This window comes from Paraburkholderia steynii, from assembly GCF_900100565.1.
In the GTDB taxonomy this organism is placed as follows: Bacteria; Pseudomonadota; Gammaproteobacteria; order Burkholderiales; family Burkholderiaceae; genus Paraburkholderia; species Paraburkholderia terrae.
Genome location: NZ_FNDI01000020.1, coordinates 1 through 20,656 on the forward strand (window position 1 = coordinate 1; position 20,656 = coordinate 20,656).

The 20,656-nt window shown below is 61.7% G+C and carries 18 protein-coding genes; 9 read left to right on the forward strand and 9 right to left on the reverse strand.

Features of this window, described 5'->3' with window-relative positions:
• The 6 genes from BLT65_RS29900 to BLT65_RS29925 form a co-directional block, all read right to left on the reverse strand.
• A partial coding sequence (locus BLT65_RS29900) for a transposase (protein WP_143036587.1) occupies positions 1–267 on the reverse strand: 267 nt, incomplete at its 3' end.
• A gap of 69 nt (positions 268–336) precedes the next feature.
• Positions 337–849, reverse strand: a complete 513-nt coding sequence (locus BLT65_RS29905; protein ID WP_091784595.1) for an RHS repeat-associated core domain-containing protein — start codon at positions 847–849, stop codon at positions 337–339.
• A gap of 9 nt (positions 850–858) precedes the next feature.
• Positions 859–1,287: an SMI1/KNR4 family protein gene (locus BLT65_RS48815; RefSeq protein ID WP_091784598.1), complete on the reverse strand. Its 429-nt coding sequence runs from the start codon at positions 1,285–1,287 to the stop codon at positions 859–861.
• 10 nt (positions 1,288–1,297) lie between these two features.
• Positions 1,298–6,214, reverse strand: coding sequence for an RHS repeat-associated core domain-containing protein (locus tag BLT65_RS29915; RefSeq protein ID WP_167306573.1), 4,917 nt, complete (start codon positions 6,212–6,214; stop codon positions 1,298–1,300).
• Positions 6,215–6,421: 207 nt separating this feature from the next.
• The gene (locus tag BLT65_RS29920) at positions 6,422–9,250 is read right to left on the reverse strand and encodes a type VI secretion system Vgr family protein (protein WP_244186748.1); all 2,829 of its coding nucleotides are present in this window, start codon (positions 9,248–9,250) and stop codon (positions 6,422–6,424) included.
• A 77-nt stretch (positions 9,251–9,327) separates the two neighbouring features.
• Positions 9,328–9,585, reverse strand: coding sequence for a PAAR domain-containing protein (locus BLT65_RS29925; RefSeq protein WP_091784886.1), 258 nt, complete (start codon positions 9,583–9,585; stop codon positions 9,328–9,330).
• Between the two features lie 361 nt (positions 9,586–9,946).
• Here BLT65_RS29925 and BLT65_RS29930 point away from each other — a divergent pair, with 361 nt between their 5' ends.
• Entirely contained in the window at positions 9,947–11,119 is a 1,173-nt protein-coding gene (locus BLT65_RS29930; protein ID WP_091784604.1) for a TIGR03118 family protein, read from the forward strand.
• A gap of 105 nt (positions 11,120–11,224) precedes the next feature.
• Here the strand turns inward: BLT65_RS29930 and BLT65_RS29935 are convergent, their stop codons facing one another.
• Positions 11,225–12,730 (reverse strand): RNA polymerase factor sigma-54, encoded by a 1,506-nt coding sequence (locus BLT65_RS29935; RefSeq protein ID WP_042308243.1) that lies wholly within the window; start codon positions 12,728–12,730, stop codon positions 11,225–11,227.
• 424 nt (positions 12,731–13,154) lie between these two features.
• Here BLT65_RS29935 and BLT65_RS29940 point away from each other — a divergent pair, with 424 nt between their 5' ends.
• Positions 13,155–13,493, forward strand: coding sequence for a BON domain-containing protein (locus BLT65_RS29940; RefSeq protein WP_007576590.1), 339 nt, complete (start codon positions 13,155–13,157; stop codon positions 13,491–13,493).
• A gap of 98 nt (positions 13,494–13,591) precedes the next feature.
• On the opposite strand, the gene BLT65_RS29945 is transcribed toward BLT65_RS29940, so the two are convergent.
• Positions 13,592–14,044 (reverse strand): PA2169 family four-helix-bundle protein, encoded by a 453-nt coding sequence (locus BLT65_RS29945; RefSeq protein ID WP_091784607.1) that lies wholly within the window; start codon positions 14,042–14,044, stop codon positions 13,592–13,594.
• Between the two features lie 286 nt (positions 14,045–14,330).
• Here BLT65_RS29945 and BLT65_RS29950 point away from each other — a divergent pair, with 286 nt between their 5' ends.
• On the forward strand, positions 14,331–14,603 hold the full coding sequence (locus BLT65_RS29950) for a hypothetical protein (protein ID WP_091784610.1): 273 nt from the start codon (positions 14,331–14,333) through the stop codon (positions 14,601–14,603).
• A 73-nt stretch (positions 14,604–14,676) separates the two neighbouring features.
• Here the strand turns inward: BLT65_RS29950 and BLT65_RS48080 are convergent, their stop codons facing one another.
• Positions 14,677–15,303, reverse strand: a complete 627-nt coding sequence (locus BLT65_RS48080) for a DUF1488 family protein (protein ID WP_244186750.1) — start codon at positions 15,301–15,303, stop codon at positions 14,677–14,679.
• A 181-nt stretch (positions 15,304–15,484) separates the two neighbouring features.
• Here BLT65_RS48080 and BLT65_RS29965 point away from each other — a divergent pair, with 181 nt between their 5' ends.
• From BLT65_RS29965 to BLT65_RS29990, 6 genes are all read left to right on the forward strand, one after another.
• Positions 15,485–16,687, forward strand: coding sequence for a DNA topoisomerase IB (locus tag BLT65_RS29965; protein WP_091784613.1), 1,203 nt, complete (start codon positions 15,485–15,487; stop codon positions 16,685–16,687).
• Positions 16,688–17,092: 405 nt separating this feature from the next.
• Positions 17,093–17,767 carry an HAD family hydrolase gene (locus BLT65_RS29975; protein WP_042308255.1) on the forward strand — a complete coding sequence of 225 codons (675 nt, stop codon included), beginning with the start codon at positions 17,093–17,095 and terminating at the stop codon, positions 17,765–17,767.
• 108 nt (positions 17,768–17,875) lie between these two features.
• Complete coding sequence (locus BLT65_RS47330; RefSeq protein ID WP_167306574.1) at positions 17,876–18,013, forward strand: hypothetical protein; 138 nt, start codon at positions 17,876–17,878, stop codon at positions 18,011–18,013.
• A 68-nt stretch (positions 18,014–18,081) separates the two neighbouring features.
• A complete protein-coding gene (locus BLT65_RS29980) occupies positions 18,082–18,582 on the forward strand; it encodes a PRC-barrel domain-containing protein (RefSeq protein WP_091784619.1) in 501 nt (166 codons plus the stop codon).
• Between the two features lie 84 nt (positions 18,583–18,666).
• The gene (locus tag BLT65_RS29985) at positions 18,667–19,116 is read left to right on the forward strand and encodes a DUF3175 domain-containing protein (RefSeq protein ID WP_091784622.1); all 450 of its coding nucleotides are present in this window, start codon (positions 18,667–18,669) and stop codon (positions 19,114–19,116) included.
• 22 nt (positions 19,117–19,138) lie between these two features.
• A complete protein-coding gene (locus BLT65_RS29990) occupies positions 19,139–20,473 on the forward strand; it encodes a cation:proton antiporter (RefSeq protein ID WP_042308261.1) in 1,335 nt (444 codons plus the stop codon).
• The last annotated feature ends 183 nt before the right edge of the window (positions 20,474–20,656 follow it).

The following is a 20,656-nucleotide window of genomic DNA, read 5'->3' on the forward strand; positions in this document are numbered from 1 at the left end:
ATCCATCCGCGGCACGACCCACTGGCTGACCCGGCAAAGTAGCTCGTCGTCCGACCAGTCGGCCTTGGCCACGAAGTGGTGCAATGCCTGATGCCGCGCGCTGGCGTGAAGCGGATCCACGCTTGCGGCCATTGGTTCGACACTCTTGCGTGTCAACGGCAACATCAGGCCTGTGCAGTAAGCCTTCAGTCCTGAGTGGCGATCCGCATGACCCAGGCCGCCAGCCAGATGTTCAATGTACTGCTCAAACCGCCTTTGCGCATCCATTGCTTCTCGCTCTATGCCTGGGTATCCTCATTATATGTAGGTAAACAAGCAATATCACAATTGTTATTTTTATGACACAGTAAGATTAGGATCAACGCCCAGAACCTTTGTCATGTCGTTTGGATTCGACGGAAATGTGCCAGTTAATCCGAGCGGATCGATCCATTGCACCGGGTTGGGTGCAAACGCATACAGATTGATGCCGCCACGCAGCCCAATCGGATCCCTACTTACGAACCGCCCCGCATGCGGATCATAGTACCGATGCCGGTTATAGTGCAGCCCCAGTTCCTCATCATGATACTGTCCCTGCGCCCGTATCAGATTCCCGGTTTCCGCCGCCGCCCCATTCGCCAGCTTCGCGCCTCTTAAAGCCCCCCACGCCCGATACCGCCCCAGCCACACCACCTTGCCCGACGCATCCACCAGTTCCTGCGGCTTCCCAAGATGATCGTTCTGGTAAACGTACGTCGCGTGCTTCGTACGCGCGGGATGTTCGACAACACGCCCATCCGTGCCCGTCGCCAGATACGCCGCCTGCTCCAGCGTTTCATCCAGCCCTATGAAGGACCGCGCAAGCAGCCCTGTATCCTATGCCGGGCGTTCAGGGAGCGTTAGAAACATCACGAAGTCATCAGCCAGCGTAGTTATCTCACCGGTTTCATGTGACCATCGGACAACTACAGGTTCTCCAGTACCCCCGAGCCGGCTATAGTCAAAACAGAAATAATCGCCCACGCCAGACTCAGCAAACGGTAGGAGGTTGGAGAGATCCAGAGACGTATCAGCGAAGTTATCTCTCCATTCCTGCCAATCATCTTTGAAATGTCGAGTTATCGAGTTCCACGTCGTTCGCGGATCGCGGGAATCGAAAACTGGAAATATCACTAAGGCTCCAAGGGATCTGCCATTGTTAGCTAGTAGCCAGCTTGAAAATGATTTCGGCAAAGCACGTCCCAACTCTGCTTCTGCAGTTTGGATTGTGCTAACCGATGTTCCTATTACTCGTGTTTTTGACATATGCTCACATTCAAGGCAATGAACCCGACTTTGGCAGACTCAATTTGCCCACCCCCCTCGACCCCGAGGCCGGCATTTTCGCTCCCCAACATCCATTGCGCTTTCGCCAATAGCGGTGCTGTATTCCCCGATGATCAGCCGCCAACATTGGATCTGCATGGGAGTAATCATAGCCTGCTTCGTTCTCAAATCCCGGTCGGTGTGCGAGTTCGTATCCAGGTGGTACTTTAATATTGGTCTGCTTGCCTGCATCAACCCGATTTGCTTGGTTTTGTAGCCAACCCCTCATTGAACTTGGTGTGCTCGGATCATTCATCACCTCTCGCCAGCGAGCATCCTGATCAACGTATGGCTCACCACAGCAACAGGTTTTTGCCAGTCCAAGCGGATCGACCCACTGAACCGGGTTTGGCGCGTACTGATAGACGTTGATCCCGCCAGCAAGTCCGATCGGATCCTTGCTAATGAATCTGCCAACATTGGGATCGTAATACCTGTGCCGGTTGTAACACAGCCCCAGTTCCTCATCATGATACTGCCCCTGCGCCCGTATCAGATTCCCGGTTTCCGCCGCCTCCCCATTCGCCAGCTTCGCGCCCCTGAGCGCCCCCCACGCCCGATACCGCCCCAGCCACACCACCTTGCCCGACGCATCCACCAGTTCCTGCGGCGTGCCCAGATGATCGTTCTGGTAAAAGTACGTCGCGTGCCGCGTACGCGCCGGATATCCAACAAAGCGCCCATCCGTGCCCGTAGCCAGATACGCCGCCTGCTCCAGCGTCTCATCCAGCCGCGCCAGCGGCACGAACGTGCCCGGCTCGTACAGATACACCGACGCCGCCTGCCACTGATACCGCCCCGCCCCCAGCGTGTGCTGGCGCTGCGCCACGGGTAGCGCATACGCGTCATCGGGGTCCTCACGCACCAGATGTACACCACCATACGTACGCCGCCCCTCATCCCTGCGCCCCGCCGGTGCCTCATGAAAGCGCTCCTCGAGCAGCATCAGATCGCCGTCCCACGTAAACACCGTGCGATCGATACCGCCGCCCGCGCGCTCCACTTCCTTGAGCGTGCGTCGCCCGAACGCGTCATAGCGCAGCCGCACGCTCACCTCGGGCTGCACCTTGCCCGGCACGAACCGCACACCATTCGCAGTGCGCACCTGATGATCGACCTCATGCGCCGCAGGCGGCCGCGCATAGCGCCGCGCCTCCTTCAGGCGACCCGCCGCATCCCACCCATACAGCCATGTCAGCCCGCCGGGCTCCCTGCGCCGCACAAGATTGCCGTGCGCGTCATACTCGTACGCCACCCCGAGATACTCGCCCATCACGTTATCGAGCCACGTCGGCAGCGATTTACGCCACGCCTCCACCTTCTTGCGGTCCTGCACGCCGCGCGCATCGTGGCGCGAGAACGGCTTCTGCCCGGGATGCGCGCGCATCCACTCCGCATCCTCGGCCGCTTCGCGCGCGTACCGTGCCGTGCGCTCGTGTTCCGTTTCCAGCCCGTCCGGATACGGCGGGATCTTCGCCGGATCGATCGGATTGCCGGCGGGATCGAACGCAAAGATCTCCGTCAGTTCAGGCGTCACCGCCTTCAGCAACCGGCCCACCGGGTCATAACCGTATTCCGACGCGCCGCGCGTGCGGTCGTCGATGCGTGCCAGTTGCCCCGCCGCGTCATAGCGCAGCCGACGCTCCGCAAGCCGCTCATGTTGCGCGGACGAGTGCGCCGCCATCACAGAGAAACGCGTCAGACGCCCCGACGGATCGTATTCGCGCTGCTGGCTGAAGCCCGCATGTACCCGCCCCGTCTCGCGATGCAACCGGTCACGCTCGAAGTCCAGCAGCGGCTGCCCATCGAGCAGCACGCCATGCACATGTCCCGACCCGTAGCGCAGCCAGTCAACAGTGCGGGTGTTAGGCAGTGTCGTGCGGATGCGGTTGCCCAGCGCGTCGTACTCATGCCGCGAGACCGTGACGTACGATTCGCCGAGAGCGAGGCTGACGTGCTGCTCCTCAGCGACGAGATGGCCCGCGTCGTCGTAGTGAAGGCGTACGGTGCCGTCTTCCGTCTGCGCCGTGGTGAGTCGCCCGCGCAGGTCATGGAAGAAGCGCTCGCTGACCGCGCCGTTCGGCCCGCGCATATCACGCTGCGTCAACCTGCCCAGCGCATCGCGTGTATATACCGTCCAAGCGTCGCCCCGACGCGACTGTGCGAGCCGGCCTGCCGCGTCGTACCCGTACTGCGTGACGCTATCGTCGAATCCCGTCTCCTCGACCAGCCGCCCGAGCGCATCGTAGCGAAACCGCATCGTCTCGCCGTTCTCGTTGCGCAGTTGCGTAAGACGCCATTGACGATCGTAGTTGTACGCAAGCATGCGGCCGGCAGCATCGGTACGCGAATACGGCTGGTGATTGCCGTTATAGCTATAGCGCGTGACCTGGCCCGCACCGTCCGTATAGGTCGTGAGGTTGCCTTCGGCGTCGTAGACCAACTGCTCGCCGATGCCATCCGGCCGCGTAACCTGTAGCAACTGGCCGCGGGCATCGTGACGATACGACGTCACCTGCCCAAGCGCGTCCGTACGCGAGAGCAGATAGCCGCGCGCGTCATATTGATAGCGCGTTTCGTAACCCGAACAGTCCCGCGCCGACACGAGACGCCCTGCGCTGTCATAGGCAAACTCGCGCGTGCCGCCCTTCGGGTCCGTCAGCGCGATCAGCCGTCCGCTGTCGCTCCAGCGGTAGCTCGTCGCGCCCGCGGCGTCCGTCACCGATGCGGGATGGCCCAGCGCATCGTAAGCGGTGTGCGTCACGTCGCCTGCCGCGTTCGTGACCTGCACGGGGAGACCTGCCGCGTCGTATTCGGTGCGCGTCGTATTGCCGAGCGCATCGGTGACGGCGGCGATACGGCCCGCTTCGTCATAAGCAAACCGCTCGGTCTGGCCCGCGCCGTTTTGCATCGCAATCAGCTGGCCGCGATCGTCCCAGGTATAGGTGTCGCGCGATCCGTCGGGCTGCTCGACCCGCACGATCTGGTTGTGATAGTCATAGCGATGAATCGTCGCGTGACCATCGGCATCGGTGACCTTCGTGTACCAGTGCTCGCGGTGGTACTCGAAGAACAGTTCGGCGTAGCGCTCGTCGGGATAGCGGTCGTTACAGCGCCATTCGTGAACGCACTTCGCATCGGCGGGCGCGGGCGCGCCCGCGCGCCGGGCGGGCCAGTCCCATTCGAGGCAGGTCGCGAAGCCGTTGAAATCGGTATAGCGGGTGAGCAGATGCTGTTCGTACGCATAGGTCCGGCGATGACCGAGCACATCCGTATGCGCAACCAGATCGCCTTCGCGACTGTATTCGTAGCGCGCGAGCACATCGAGCGTACCGCCTCCGGCATCCAGGCGCCGGATCGCTGTCACCCGCCCGCCGGTGTAATCGAGTGCGACAGCGAGGCCGTGCCCATCCGACAGGCCGGCCAGTTCGCCCGCCGCGTTATAGGCAAGCGTCACGCCCAGGCCGTCGCGTCCAATTCGAGCGGTCAGAACATAGCGGCGGACGGAAGGTGTCGCACGCAGTTCGTACTCTTCACGCGAGCCGTCCAGAAAACGCAACTGCACCCGCCGCGTATCCGGGCGGCTGACGGTCATCTGCTCGCGCGGCACGTCGAGCGCCTCGCCGATTGCCACGCGCGGCAGTTCGACCGCGCGGCCATCGGCGTCGAAATAAGTGAGTACGTCGTCCCGCTCGGTCAGCGACAGGTGATATGGGCTGCTCCAGCGAGCGCCGAGTGCGCTGCCGTCGTACGCGACGAGGCTCGAACGATAAAGCCGCGTCCACACGATGGGCACCACACCATCGAGCGCGAAGTCGGTCTGCTCGAGGTTCTCGTCGCCCATCGCGTAGTTGATCGAGCCGCCGCCTTTCACGGGCGGGCAGCCGCAGCCGTTCTTCGCCGCCGTCCGGCTGGCTTCTGCGCCAAGCTGCGTGCGCTGCTCGTGGCTCCCGGGCTTCAGGTCCGGTTCCGTTCGCGCGCCCGTCGACACCTGCGCTTCGTGCGACGGCGCAGGTTGATGCGGCTCGGGGCTTGCGCCGCCCTTGCGCCCGGCGGGAGGGTGCGCGCCTTCACCATGCGGTAGCGACGCCTGCGGCTCGGACAGCTTGCCCCGGTGGCCGATTGCCTGAGCGATCTGCCACGCCATGTACGCCAGCGATCCTGCCTCCCCTACCGTGCCGATCGCCTGGCCGATCATCGCCGGCGCGTTGCGGTCGAATTCGGCAAGCCACGCGAGGATCTTCGACTTCAGGCCCGTATGACTGAGCAACTGGTCGAGCGCCACCAGCGCGATATGCTCCTGCGAAGGCACCCACGAGAAGAAACCATCGTTCTTCCCGACGCGTTCCATCTGATCCTCCACCGAAGTCGGGTCCTCGATGAACCGCGCGAAGCTGTGGCTGATGGTGCGCAGGCCATTGATGATTTCATTCTTCCAGCTCTCCAGATGCTTATCGAGCGTCAACATGAAATCCCGGGCATCGCCTCCCGCCGCCGCCCACAGCATGTCCACCGCGACGCCCAGCCCACCTGATGCAAATGCCAGCAGCACATCCTTGACCACCGCGCGCGCCGGGCGGCTCGCATTGCCCGCGCCGGGAATGACACCAATTGCGTCGATGGCGAGCACGCCCCAGTGCAGCACGTTCTCCGCGTATTTCTTGCCGCTTGAGGGGTCAGGCTCATTCCTGAATAGCCGGTACAGGTCGGTGCCCACATCCGCGAGTGACATCGCGTTGCCCACCAGCGGGACCATATACAGACACTGGATAAAAATCTGCTGCGCGTGGTCCTTCACCGATTCGACGGCGACCCGCTTGAGCTCGGGCTGTACCGCGACGGCTGCGGCCGGGACCTGGCTTATCAACAGGCGGCGCTGCTCCGCGTTGCTATGGAGGACGGCCGGAACCGAGGCGGCCGACGTCACTGGGCTGGCTGAAACTTGCGATGCCATATTCAAGGTGCGTAGTTGTTCTTTATTGAATCGCGCGAGATGCCGTCAAACGGCCTGGCGCATTGTTCTTGCGAGCGACGCCGGCGATTGGCTATGGATTTCTCCAGGACCGGCTGACGGCTAGCCGACCGCATGGCCCACTTGAGCGGCAAGCGCGCCGAGCGCGGCCTGGTTCGCGGCAGCGCCGCCCCCCTTCGCTGCCGTCGCAGCGGCGGACACGAATGGGCCCGCGACATCGGCCGGCACGCCGGCTGAATGCATCGCCGTGCCCGCAACCTGCGCGAGTGCATCGGCGCCAGCGCCTCGACCAGCCTTGATCGCACCATCGATGCCGCCGCCGGCTACCGTCCCGACCAGCGTAGGCGCCGCAGAAAGGGCTTGGGCCGTCATGCTCGGCAGCGCAGGCGTGTCCCCGCTGGTTGTGGTCTGCGGACGCCCGTCGGGGTCGGCGAATCTGCGGCTTTGCGACTCGAAAGAACCATCCTCTTCGAAGTACTGCACGCGACCGCCACCTCGCGGGACATCTGCAACTGTCGCCTTGCCATTTGCATCGAGACGACCTGCCCGAGAGCTTCCGTCCGGAAAGACAATCTTGTATTTCGCGTTCTTGACCGGGTCACCGTTTGGATACGTGTGCCACAACTGCATGCCAGTGTCCTGCTGCGTCGGCAAAACAGGCAATGCCGCATGTTGCGTGGCCGAGCCGCTGATGCGCAACGGCCCCCTCAGAGCGATCTCTCCCGCACTGCCAATCTCGACCTGTGAACCCTCGAGCTTGATATACGCGCCACCACACATCAATATCAGCGACTTGCTTGCGTTCAAAGTGACCGTATCCTGCGTGCTGGATATGGAAACGCCTTTCAGTGCAGTGAGTTCGAGCGCATCGGACTGAGCCTGCATCTCGACTTTGCCTTTACCCGAAAAAAGCTTCATTCCCTGCGCGTTCGCGTACAGCGAGACCGCGTTGCCAGCCGCGATCGTGTAGTTGCCACCGACCGCCGCATCCGCATTTCCGCCCGCCGTAGTGAACAGATGGCCTCCCGCCGCGAGCTGCATGTGTTCGCCGCTCGTCAGCGCCATGCCGTGCGGGGCGGAAGCGAGAATGACGGCCTGCTGGAGGTTCCTGATCTGACGCTCGAGCAAGTTCTGCTGTTCCTCACATGCCGCAACGACTGCCTTTGCCTGTGTCACGGCATCTGAAAGGCTTCGCATCCGGCTGTGGGCCGTCGACAGTTGCTGCTGGGCCTGCTGCATGTCGAGCGCCTGTCCCTCTGCCTTGCTCTGAGCGTCAGCGCTGATAAAGATGCCTTTGCCGGCGCGTAATACGCCCCAATCGTCCGTGCGCAATTCATAGCCATCGCCGCGCTGCTGCCTGTTGCGATCGACGAGAAACCCCATGTTCAATTGCGTCTTGCCGTACTCGGTGGCAAGCTTGACGCCCTCCTGGCCTTGCCAGTCCTCCATGCGCAACTTGTTGTTGCTTTGCGTGCGAATGACATTGCGCGAGAGCCATCTGTTGTCGCTCGTCACGTGATCGGTCGACTGGCTGTTGTGCATCGCGTGCGCGATATAGGGCCGATCAGGATTGCCATCATGAAAGGCGACCGCTACCTCCGTGCCGTCGATGAGCGGAAAGTGAAAACCCGTCTGCAGTGCCCCGGCGAAAGGTTTGGCAAGGCGCAATGGCACGCTCTCTCCGCCCGGACTCCAGGTTGAGAAATCCAGATCGAAACGGACGACGTAATACCCCTGCTGGGTGAGATACGCGTATTTGTACTGCCCCGGCGACGTCACACGCGCGCTCAGCGTGCCGGTGATCTTCGGCCATCCTGCTTCATCGCATTTCAACCGGAAACGCCGATCGGCGGGAATCGCGTCATAGCTGTTCGTGTACGCCTCATCACGCGAGCCACGGTGTGAAACGGCGATAATGACCTGCCCGTTAGGCGCATCCGGCAGGACCTCATCCGTGTGCAGCACGCGCGCCGGTCGTAGTCCGACGACATTGCTCTCGCCTTCGTATAGGACCTGCCACGCCACTTCGACCTCATGGCGCAATTGCGCCTCCCACTGCGCGCCGTTCCCGTCCTGATGATGCGTACCCCAGATGTACTGCTGGCCGTATGTCGTCTTGTCGTCGCGCGACACGTTGGCCTCGGCCTTGAATCGCTCGAATGCCTGGTCGGGATTGTAGTCAGCCACCGTGACCGATTGCGCGATCATGCGGGCCGCCGTCCTGAGCGAGAACACGGCCTCGATGCCCGCCTCCAGTCCGGATGTCTCACGGTATGGCACGTGCAGCGCAGGCGTGTAGATATAGTGGTCGACGTCGTCGCAGAAATTCAGCACGTCGCCGTGCTCACCCTCGTTGATCTGGCAGAAAATGCCTTCCTTCTGCATCAGCATCTGGACGTACGAAAGGTCGTCTATCTGGTAGGCAAACCGGAACGCGTGCTGCGGGTATTGCCGACGCAAGGAGAAACCGAACTGGTGGCCCTTTAAACCATGCTCCCGCAAGATCGATTCAATGATCTCTGGCGCGCTTTGATGCTGGAAGATCCGGCTCGTACGGACCCGCTGAAGCTTTGAAAAATGCGCTTCGACAACCATCTCGTAGCTGCTGAAATCGTGCGTCGTCTTCAGTTTGGTGAAACGCGTGAGCCAACCCGAAAACGTCCGACGGTCCCCATCCACAGGGATGATCGAGAATACGGCATCCTTGCCAAGATAATCGGCGCGCGGCAGGCCCTCGGGATGCGTGAGCCTGACCGTGACGCGCCACGGTTCGCCAAGCTTCTCTGTGGCTTCGAACGATACGACCGATAGTTGCGATGCACTTGCGGTCCCGGGCACATCAAGAAAGTAAGTCTGACGTCCAGTCTCTGAATTGCGGTTCAGCATTTCGCCAACCGTGCCACTGCCCGCTTCGATCATTCCACGTTTCATGACTTCGTTATTTTTGCTACTGCTGGTGTTGATGCCCGGCGATGCGGCCTCTTCGCCTAACGAATACTGCGGGCGCCCTAAAGGATGGAGGCAGACGATCCGCCTGCAATCAACGAGCAACCGCAGGCACATCGATGTCCATCCAGCGCGACCCTTCTGCCGTTGTCCAGCACCATGTCAGAACCTTCGATGATCTCGTTGACCCCATGCATGGGGCACGAAATCAGATCGAACTGCCGTGCCACCTGACGCCCCAGCACGAGCATCGTGCTGGAGCCGGTGACAATGAATCCGCCATGCGTGTTTGAGTCGCCGACGCAAGCAATAGATGTCATCTCAACGCCCTCATAGCCTGCCTTTTGATCCGGGCAGAGGATCACCGATCGTTCATGGTCAGACTGATCCTGACCGGGATCGCCCCCCTCGCCCAGAACACTAACCTGGTAGATTTCCGTTGAGTATGGATTTATGTAAAAATTGATTAGGACGGTTAATCTATCGCAAGAAATTACATCTACCTGAAACGCCTTCCATTGAGACGCGGCACAGCAAAAACTTTTCGATGCAGCGGAATATTTTCGCGGCTGCTTCGTTGCTCGCCGAAATGTCGAAAACGGATCGCCAACAGGGAATAAACCCCACCCCCACCCCGTTCAATGACCGTCACGACCTTTCGACAAAGCAAGGAGTGCGGTCATGAAGTCTCTATTCGAGGTATTCGGCATCGCAGCCTGTGGCGCGGCTTTAGCGACGCTCGTTTCATGCGGTGGCGGTTCCGGGTCGAACAATATGAGTACGCCTGCGGTGTCGTCGTTCACCGCGGCGGCTCTCGTCTCCGATGGCGCCGTGTCCGCGCCTCACACCGATCCAAACCTGAAGAACGCCTGGGGCGTTGCATTCAATCCGAAAGGCTTCGTCTGGGTCGCCGACAACGGCACCAACCTCGCAACGCTCTACGACGGCAACGGCGTGCCGCAATCGCTCGTCGTCACGATACCGGCCGGCACCAACGGCGACGCAGCACCCACGGGCATCGTGTTCAACGGCACGCCGAGCTTCACCGTCACGCGGAACGGCAAATCAGGCGTCGCGGCCTTCATCTTCGCGGGTGAAGGCGGCACGATCACGGCGTGGGCGCCCGCTGTCGGCCCGACCAACGCCTTCACGATGTACGACGATGCCGCAGGCGGCGCCGTGTACAAAGGGCTCGCGCTCGCGGCGAACAACGGCAGCAACTTCCTCTATGCGACGGACTTTCATAACAACAAGATCGACGTGTTCGATACGAACTTCACGAAGGTGACGATGCCCGGCGGCTTCAAGGACAGCGCCATCCCAGCCGGTTTCGCGCCGTTCGGCATCCAGCTGATCGGCTCGAACCTGTTCGTTACCTACGCGATGCAGGACGCGGCCAAACATGACGACGTGGCGGGCGCGGGCCAGGGCATGGTCGATGTATTCGACACTGCCGGCAATCTCAAGCAGCACTTCGCGACGGGCGCACCGTTGAACGCGCCGTGGGGTATCGCGCAGGCACCGAGCAATTTCGGCACGTTCAGCGGCGCGATCCTGATCGGCAATTTCGGCGATGGCACGATCAACGCGTTCGATTCGTCGAGCGGCAAATCGATGGGACCGCTGAAGTCGTCGAATGGCAGCACGATCGTCGAACCTGGCTTGTGGGGCATTGCGTTCGGCAACAACCTGAGCAACCAGCCCTCGAACACGCTGTTCTTTGCAGCGGGGCCAAATGACGAAGCGGACGGCGTGTATGGAAGAATCGATCTGAATCCGGCTTCCAGTTCGGGCACCAGTTCCGGCTCAAGCACGGGGTCGAGTTCGAGCGGCGGTGTGGGCGTCGGTATGTAGCACTCTGCCCTTTCTTTCTTCACGCAAAACACAACGGCCGCTCCTTCAAGGAACGGCCGTTGTGTATCTCACGTATCTCGCGCTTCACGCGCAAGCCAGCGGGCATCAAACCTGTCGACGCAACTCCGCAGGCGGCACCTTCATCAGATGTCGATACTTCGCCACCGTACGTCGCGCGACGAGCACGCCCTGATCCGCGAGCATCTTCGCGAGCGCGACGTCGGACAGCGGATCGCGCGTGTTTTCCGCAGCGATCATTTCCTTGAGCAGCGCGCGCACGGCCGCTGCCGAACAGGTGCCGCCGCTTTCCGTGCCCAGTTCGCGTGGGAAGAAATGCTTGAACTCGAAAATGCCGCGCGGCGTCGCCATGTACTTGTTGCCCGTCGCGCGCGAAATCGTCGATTCGTGCAGGCCGAGTTCCTCCGCCACGTCGCGCAGCACGAGCGGTTTCAATGCGATCTCGCCGTACTGGAAGAACGGCTTCTGATGCGCCACGATGCACTCGGCCACGCGCTGGATCGTTTCGAAGCGCTGCTGCGCGTTGCGTATCAGCCAGCGCGCTTCCTGCAACTGCTGCGCGAGCGGTGAGCGGCTCGCGCCTGCCGACTGCGCGAACAGTTCCGCGTACATACGGTGAATCCGCGCGCGCGGCAGCACAGCGGGATTGACGGTCACGACCCACTTGTTGCGCACGCTGCGCACGATCACATCCGGCACGATGTAATTGTCATCGGCGCGGCCATATGAATTGCCCGGCTTCGGATCGAGCTTGCGCACTAGCGTACACGCAACGCGCAATTCCTCGGCATCGCAGCCAATCTGTTTCTGCAACTCGGCGTGCTCACGGCGCGCGAGACGGTCCAGATGATGTTCGACGACCTGCTTCGCCACGTCGCGGCCCGGCGTATCGGCGGGCAGCGCATCGATCTGCAGCGCGAGACACTCAGAAAGCGATCGCGCCGCGAGTCCCGGGCGGTCCAGCGTCTGCACGAGCCGCAGCGCGACCAGCAAATCTTCTTCCGTCAACGCGGGTTCGATGTCGAAGACATCCGTGAGATCGGCGAGGTCCTGGCGCAGGTAGCCGTCGTCATCGAGTGCTTCGATGATGAGGCGCGCCACTTCGCGGTCGCGATCGTCGAGCCGATAGAGACGCAACGCATCGTGCAACTGCTCGTGCAGCGTCGGTTGCACGCGCGCCCATTCCGTCGGGTCGGCTGCATCGGAATCGCCGTTGTAGCGCGACGGACCGCGGCCGTAGGCATCGCCTGAATAGTCGCCGCTTGAATAGTCGCTGCTTGAATAATCGCCGCCGTCATCCGACGAGGACGCAACGCTTTCTGTGGCCGGCTCCGCCGACGAGCCTTCCATCGCATTGTCACGTTCGTTGGCAGGCAGTGTCTCGCCGTCGGCGCCGTTGCTCTCGGCTGTCTTGCCTGCCGACAGATCTTCCGAAACAGACGGGTCGTACTCGAGGAAGGGATTGGTGTCGAGCGCGTTGCGCAGTTCCTGCTGGAATTCCAGCGACGACAGTTGAAGCAGGCGCACGGACTGCTGCAGACGCGGTGTGAGCGCGAAAGTTTGCTTCGCGCGTAGTTCGATTGTAGGCGGCATACAGACTCTTCCTGTGATTGTTCAAACAGCTTCGTGCCCTACCTACGCAACTGTCGTACCAGTTTTCGCAACTGTCTGTTTTGATTCGCCTTTGTGTTGCCGAGGCGCACGCCGCGTGCCCGTTCCCCGCGCGCATTTTACAAACGCTCTGAAATTCGAACCGAATCATGCGGCATCGGTGCGAGCGGCCAGATCACGCGACACGCGACGACATTCCAGCACCGATGGGCACGACGCTTGCTGACCGTCTCACAGGGACGCGCCATTGAGCAGGATTGAAACGCGGCGCGTCCTGTGTCGGCGACGGACCAGACGGAACCGCGGCGGCAGTGTTCTTTGGTCGGGTCATCGGCGGCATCGCGCCGCGATCGATCGCACGGACAACAGGACCGCAACCCTGATCATCAACCGAGAAGGAGAAACCATGAAAACCATCCAGTTCCTCAAGGCCGCAGGCAGCATCGCATGTGTTGCATTCGCACTGAACGCTACGGCGCAAACGACGGCCTCCGCGCCGCCCGCCACTTCCGAGAGCGTTGGCCAGCATATCGACGACGGCACGGTGACCACCAAGGTCAAGGCCGAGCTGCTCGGCGCGAAGAACGTGAAGTCCACGCACATTCACGTTAAGACCCGCAAGGGCATCGTCTGGTTGTCGGGCTCGGTGCCATCGGCTGACGACAAGACTGCCGCGCAGGACGTCGTGCAAAACGTGTCCGGCGTGAAGGGTGTGAAGAACCATCTGAAGATCGCAGCCGATTAAGCGTTTGACGCATGCGCGTGTTTAATGCGCTCGCGTTAAAGCGTTAAAGCGCGAGAGGCCGCCCATGTTGGGCGGCCTCTTTTTCTTTGCTGCCGTGCTCAGGCTTTCATCGCCGCGTACTGATCGCGCATCGCGCGAATGCGGTCATGGTTTTGCAGCACGCCGTGATATAAGCGCTCGACCACTGCGCGCACATCTGCTGGAAGGTCTTTTTCGAGCGCTTCGTGAAAGCGCTGCTTCGCGGCGTCCTCGCCCTTTTCGCAATCGGCGAGAATCGCGTGATCCGCGCGGCTGCCCACGGCAGACTTCACATCGAGCCATCCGCGATGCAATGCGCCAGCGACGCTGCCACCGCCCTCCGGCTTGCCGCCCAGTTTCAACACGAGATCCTGCAGTTCGCGCGCGCCTTGCGTGCAACGGTCTGCGCTTTCGAGCAACGCCTCCTTGACGCTTGCGTGATTCGCGTCCTCGGCGGTTTTCATGAAGGCGCGCTCGCCGTCCTTCGACGTCTCGATCAGATCGTTCAGCACGGCAATGACATTCGTCGTCATACGTTGCTCCTTTTCCGTTATCCGTGGGATGCGAGCTGTTACGCACTCGTCATGCCCGGTATCCAGACATGCGTGTCGTCTTTGCCATTGTGGCGAGTAATTGCTTCCAGTCGGATTCCGGCGCTACGCCCTCGCGACCGCGAACGCAGGCCCCATGCGTACACGGTAAAAAGGCATGGATGTTGCTCCATAACGCTGTTGGACCCTCACGCACTGCGCAAAGGCTTTTAACAAAGCGCGGTCGATACATAACGCGGGCCAGCCATCGACAAGGGAGAACTTCACCATGAGGATCAGGAGCGCGGAATGCCTGCTGTTCGTGGCCATTGCCACCTCAGCCATCGTTGCAGAGATACGCGCACATACGCTGCCATCGAGCCAGACCAACGTGCCTGCGCAGACAGCCCCACACACCGCTCGCTTGCAAGCTTGCGATGAAGCGCATAACGGGATACTGCGGGCGGCGTGCGAAATGCAGAACGAGCGTCGTCCCATCGACGGAGACGATCGCCCGACCAACGGCGTCGCGACACCACACGCAGGCAAGCTCTGGGTTTGATCGTTGGGTTTGGCGAAGATTAGGCGCGCGGCTGCCGGGTACATTGCGGCAGCCGCCTTTTTTGCGCGCCTGGTTATGTCTTCAGCCGCCGGTCCGACTCCATCCCTTCTACGCGGAACAGGCCACTGTGCAGAATGACGCTTTCGCCGCTGTTCTGATCGAGCGCTTCCGCGCACACGGATCGGATACGCGCACGGCCACGCTCGTACGCGCCGATCAGTGCGTCTTCGAGTGGCGAGTCCGCGCCGAAATGATCTTCGAGCGCCTCCGCCGAAATCGCGCACGCGACAGGCTCGCCATCGACGCACGCGTTGAAGCGCACAGTCAGGCTCGACCCATCGAACACGGGAGCATCATCGGTGAATGTGATGTGCATGAGAGAGTCCTCGTACGCCGCACGCGGCATGAACACCTTGACGATTCCGTTCATGACGAAGCCTTGCGCGCATTGGCGAGTTGTTGTGCCATCGCGAGATGGTGACGAATGGCCGGGAGCGAGCGGGTCGAACGTTGCATCGATGTCGACGCGATCGCCCTTGTCCACATGCCTGAATCCCCGGATCTTCGCGGCCCTGGCAGAACTTACGTGCGCGGTCGCGCCCGCTTCCATGGGCGCGCGACGCGGTTCGATCAGTTCGGCCTGTTCAAATCCGTTTAAGGCCAATACCGCAACCTTGCATCCAGCCACAGTGTTAGCCATGTGCGTGTCCTCCCTTCGCAATCTTCTTGTGAGCAATCAACGTTCGTTCGTATAACGAGCAAGTTCGATGCCCAACGCGTGCAATGCATTCGACTGCAACAGTGGCGAAGGTTCAGGCATTGCTATTGCACAAAATTAGCGCGTCACTGCATGTCCGCTACACAAGACCGGAAAGCGAGAAATGAAAACGATGACACGCAACGCGATCGATGCGATCGCCAAGGGGCTGTCCACCGCGATGCCGGCGGGACTGCGGCATGCCGACGACACACGGCCCGGCTATACGCGCAGAAAGCTCAGAGGCGTATTCGTTTATTTCGATCTCGACGGCAAACGCATCGACGACGAAACGCAGATTGCGCGCATCAACGCACTCGCGATACCGCCCGCCTACATCGATGTCTGGATCTGCCCCGACCCGCGCGGCCACATTCAGGCGACGGGCAGCGATGCGCGGGGCCGCAAGCAGTACCGTTACCACCCGCAATGGCGCGAAACGCGCGACGCCGACAAGTTCGGCCGCATGGCCGCGTTCGGGCATGCGCTGCCGAAGATACGAGCGCGAGTCGCACGCGATCTGGCGCGCGAAGGCATGCCACGCGAGAAGGTCATCGCGGCCGTCGTGCATCTACTCGATACGACGCTGATCCGGATCGGCAGCGTGGAATATGCGCGCGACAACCAGTCCTATGGCCTCACTACGCTGCGCAAGAAGCACGTGAAGATTCGCGCGGGCGAAGTGCGTTTCCGTTTCGCGGGAAAGAGCGGTATCGAGCACGACGTGACCGTCGACAATGCGCGCGTCAAGCGCATCGTACGCAGGTGCGCGGAGTTGCCGGGCCACGACCTGTTCCAGTACATCGACGAAGACGGCGCGCGCCATACGATCGGCTCCGCCGATATCAACGAGTATCTGCGCGACATCAGCAGCGCGGACTTCTCGGCGAAGGACTATCGCACGTGGGCGGGCAGCGTCTATGCGATGGCGGTGCTGCGCCAACTGGTGTGCGAGAGCGCCGCTGATACGCGCCGTCATGTCGTCGCGACCGTGAAAGAAGTGGCCACGCTATTGCGCAACACGCCTGCTGTATGCAAGCGCTGCTATATCCACCCTGAAGTGATTGCGGCCTTTGAAGCTGGTGAGTTGCAAAGCCTGCTGCCGCAGCGCGCGAAGCGCCACATGAAGGTCGACGAAGCGGCATTCGCCGCGCTGCTTGTTCAAGTTGAAAAGCGCGCGCGGCTCGCAAGCCGCAGCGCGCGCAAAGGCGGCAAGCCGTCTGCGTCGAAGGACGTGGAGAGCGCGCGGCTCGCAACGCTGCTCACAAAGTCGAGCGCGCTGCGCAAGCAGGCGAACACGCGAAAGCGTGCCGCCCGTCCCGCATGAACCTGTGTCGCCGCCTTACTCTTCGTACGCCGCCATGACCAGCCACATGTCGCGTTCGCTGCTGTGAATCTGTGCGGCCAGCGCGTAGTTATCGTTTGGCCCGCACTTACTCGCAAGCGTGCGCTGCGCGACTTCCGCATCTTCGAATACGCAGCGACCGCGAAACTCCTGTTGCTGTCATCGTCGAAACGAGCAAGCGGTATGCCCTGCAAAGGCGCGCCCGCTCTCGCTTTGCGGCCCGAAAACGCTGTTTTCCCGGCGGGTTTCGTACGCGGTCAGATGCCGCAGCGCTGCACATACACGCTGCGGCGTTTGATAATTACAAAGAGGACGTAAATCTTTCGTGCGATAAAGGGCGCAATATAAAGTTGCGCTGCATGCCATTCAGACCAAGGAGAACACTTCATGCGTATTTCGACATCTTTTCTGTTCGACCTCGACGGCACGCTCGTCGACAGCGTGTATCAGCATGTGCTCGCATGGAAGGAAGCACTCGACGAAGAAGGCATCGAGTTATCGGTGTGGCGCATCCATCGCAAGATCGGCATGAGCGGCGGGCTGTTCACGAATCAGCTGTTGCGCGAGACAGGCGGCGACATGAGCGCCGAACGCGTCGAGCGCTTGCGGCGCGCGCATGCTCGCGCTTACAAGCAGTTGCACGCCCAGGTGCGTCCGCTGCCCGGTGCGCAGGCGTTGCTGGCCGCGTTGACGGAAAGCGGTACGCCTTGGGCAATCGCGACCAGCGGCCGCATGGAAACGGCGGCCGTCAATCTGGAAGCGCTCGGCGTCGATCCGTCGAAGACAGTCGTCGTGACGCGCGACGACGTCAAGTACGCGAAGCCCGATCCCGACCTGTTCGTCGCCGCAGCGCATCGGCTGAAGGTGCAGATCGAGCATGCCGTCGTGGTCGGCGACAGCATCTGGGACATGCTGGCTGCCCGCCGCTGCCGTGCGCTCGGCGTGGGCCTGCTGTCGGGTGGCTACGGCCAGGAAGAACTCGAACGTGCGGGCGCGCTGCGCGTCTACGAAGACCCCTCCGATCTGCTCGAACATCTCGACGAGATCGCCGCGCGTCCCTGAATCCTCGACACCCATCGTATTCGTCCGACACTGCAAGGCGTGCCGCGTGGCACGCCACGTGCAGCGCTCCTGTCACGACCATTTCCGCACACAGACAGGAGCGCCAACATGACCCGCGACCCAACCTCCCACGACAACTCGACCGCCCGCCCGGACAACGCGCCGCGCGGCGAGCCAGAACCGCCCGACACATCGAAAGATCTGCCCGAATTGCCCGATCCCGTAGAGGTAGGCGAAGCCGGTTGACAGGAATAGCGGTTGCTTGAACCCAGTGGTACGCATGATCCGTACGGACCAACCCAGGGAGAACCATCATGACGTTACAGAACCAGACACGCGGTGGAGCGGATATCGTCGGCACGAGCCGCGGCCGGCATCGCGGACCGGGCCCGGAAGTGATGGCGGCCGATACGCTGGACGGCGACAAGGTATTGAGCGCCGACGGCGACGACATCGGCAAGATCAAGGACATCATGCTCGACGTGCGCTCGGGCCGCATCGCGTATGCGGTGTTGTCGAGCGGCGGCTTTCTCGGCATCGGTGACAAGCTGCTCGCGATTCCATGGAGCGCGCTCATGCTCGACGTGGACCGCGAGTGTTTCCTGCTCGACATGCCGACGGAAAGCGTGAAGAACGCGCCGGGCTTCGACAAGGATCATTGGCCGTCGATGGCCGATTCCACATGGGCCACGTCGATCCATCAATACTATGGACGCGAGCCATACTGGGGCCGGGAGGATGAGTTCGGCGTCGGCGTCGGCGACGTCGCGCCCGGATCGTCGAATGCGCCCGAAGCAGGCGGCGTGAAGCTGTAGAGCAAGCCGCGCTTCTCCGACATAATCGACGTAGTACCCGTTCGCTCGCTACGCAACGCCAGCATAGCGGGCGGATCTCCGTTGATGGGGAACACGATGGCTAGCACCAGCAAACGCAACGGAACATCGCGCGCGAAGAAGAGCACGACGGCCCACGCGTCGACGCGCGCCCGAGGCGGCCGTCCACCGCGCCAGCGTCATTCCCAGGCGAGCGCCGCGCACCGCGCGCGAAAAGCGGCATCGAGCCGCCCGGGGAAGAACTCGAAGTACTGGTCGCATCACGTGATGGAGACCAGTGACGCGATGGACATCGAGAAGGACATCTTCAGAACAGGAACCGCCGACGAAGTCGCGCAATCGCTGAAGCGCTCGTCGACGCGCAGCAAACGGCGCAAAGGCACGCCATATCAGTCGGCGATGTCGATGCTCAACTTCTATATCAACCGCGCAGGCCGCAACCTGCCGAAATCGCGAAAGAGCACGCTGGAGCAGGCCAAACGCAAGCTGCGCGAAGCGTTCGGCCGCGCGCCATGAACGCGCCGCGCGTCACCTGCTGATGGACGAAGAGACTGTCTGGTGGTATCTGATCGTTGGCGGCGTGCTGATTTTCATGGGCGTCGCCGCCACGACGTTCAAGCGACTGCCGTTGTCCGCGGCGATGTTCTACCTCGCCATCGGCTATGCGCTCGGGCCGTCCGGTCTCGGGCTGCTGCAACTCGACCTCGCCCGCGACGCGCACATACTGCGCCCCGTCACGGAAGTCGCATTGCTCGTCTCGCTGTTCGCGATCGGACTGCGTCTGCGGCTGCCGCTCTTCGCGCCCATGTGGACCTTGCCGCTGCGGCTCGGCTTCGTCGCGATGGTGTTGACGATACCGCTGCTCACCCTCGTCGGCGTATTGCTACTCGATCTCGACTGGGGTCCGTCGTTACTGCTCGCGGCCATCCTTGCACCCACCGACCCCGTGCTCGCGCATGACGTGGGCGTCCAGGATTCCGACGATCTCGACCTGCTGCGCTTTTCGCTATCGGGCGAAGGCGGACTGAACGACGGCATCGCGTTGCCGTTCGTGCTATTGGGACTCGCCCTATGCACCTCCGGCGCGCCGCACGGAAACGAGGCGAGCGGCTGGCGCATCGCATTCGAAGCGATCGCGGGGATTCCCGGCGGCCTCGTGATAGGCGGCCTGCTCGGCTGGATGACTACCAAGTCCGTCGCATGGTTACGCACGCGACACGCACAGGCACTCGGCCTCGAAGGCTTTTTTGCGCTAGGACTGATCGGCCTCGCTTACGGCGCCGCCCTGCTTGTACACTGCAACGGCTTCGTTGCCGTCTTTGCAGCGGGCGTTGCGATGCGCGGCGTCGAGCATCGCGCGAGCGGCAGCCGGTCGGCGCGCGAAGCGATCGGCACCGTCGACTCGGAAGACGTCGTCGCGACGGCCTCCGATCCGCGCAAGGCCCACGCCTTCATGGCCGAATCGGTGCTCGGCTTCACTATCGAACTGGAACGCATCGCCGAAGTCGTCGTAATGATGATCGTCGGCAACGTGCTCGCGACTTCCGGCGCATCGCTTTTCACGTGGCAAAGCGCGGTACTGATCGCGGCGCTCTTTATCGTGGTGAGACCACTCGCCGTCGAAGCATCATTGCTCGGGTCGAATGCCGCGCATGCGCAGCGCCGCTTGATGAGCTGGTTCGGCATTCGCGGCATCGGGTCTTTCTATTACCTTGCGCTCGCACTGGAGTCGATGCAGCAACGTCACATGCAAGACCTGCTTCCCCTCGTGCCGTTGACGCTCGCCGTCATCACTTCATCCGTGATCGTGCATGGCATAAGCGCAACGCCATTGATGAACTGGTATCACCGCATCCGAAAACCGGATCGGTAATCTCACTCAAAATAGCTTTAAGCGTTTTATTCGCTTTAGCACAAACCCTTATGCTTCGCGAATCTAAAAGCGCATCACTTTTAAAACACGCGCTTCATTCGCAACAGAGTGTGTTCTCAAGCAAGAATGAGGCTAGGCGCACACCTGAATGTTGTCTATGATAGGCGCTGACGCAATTGAGCA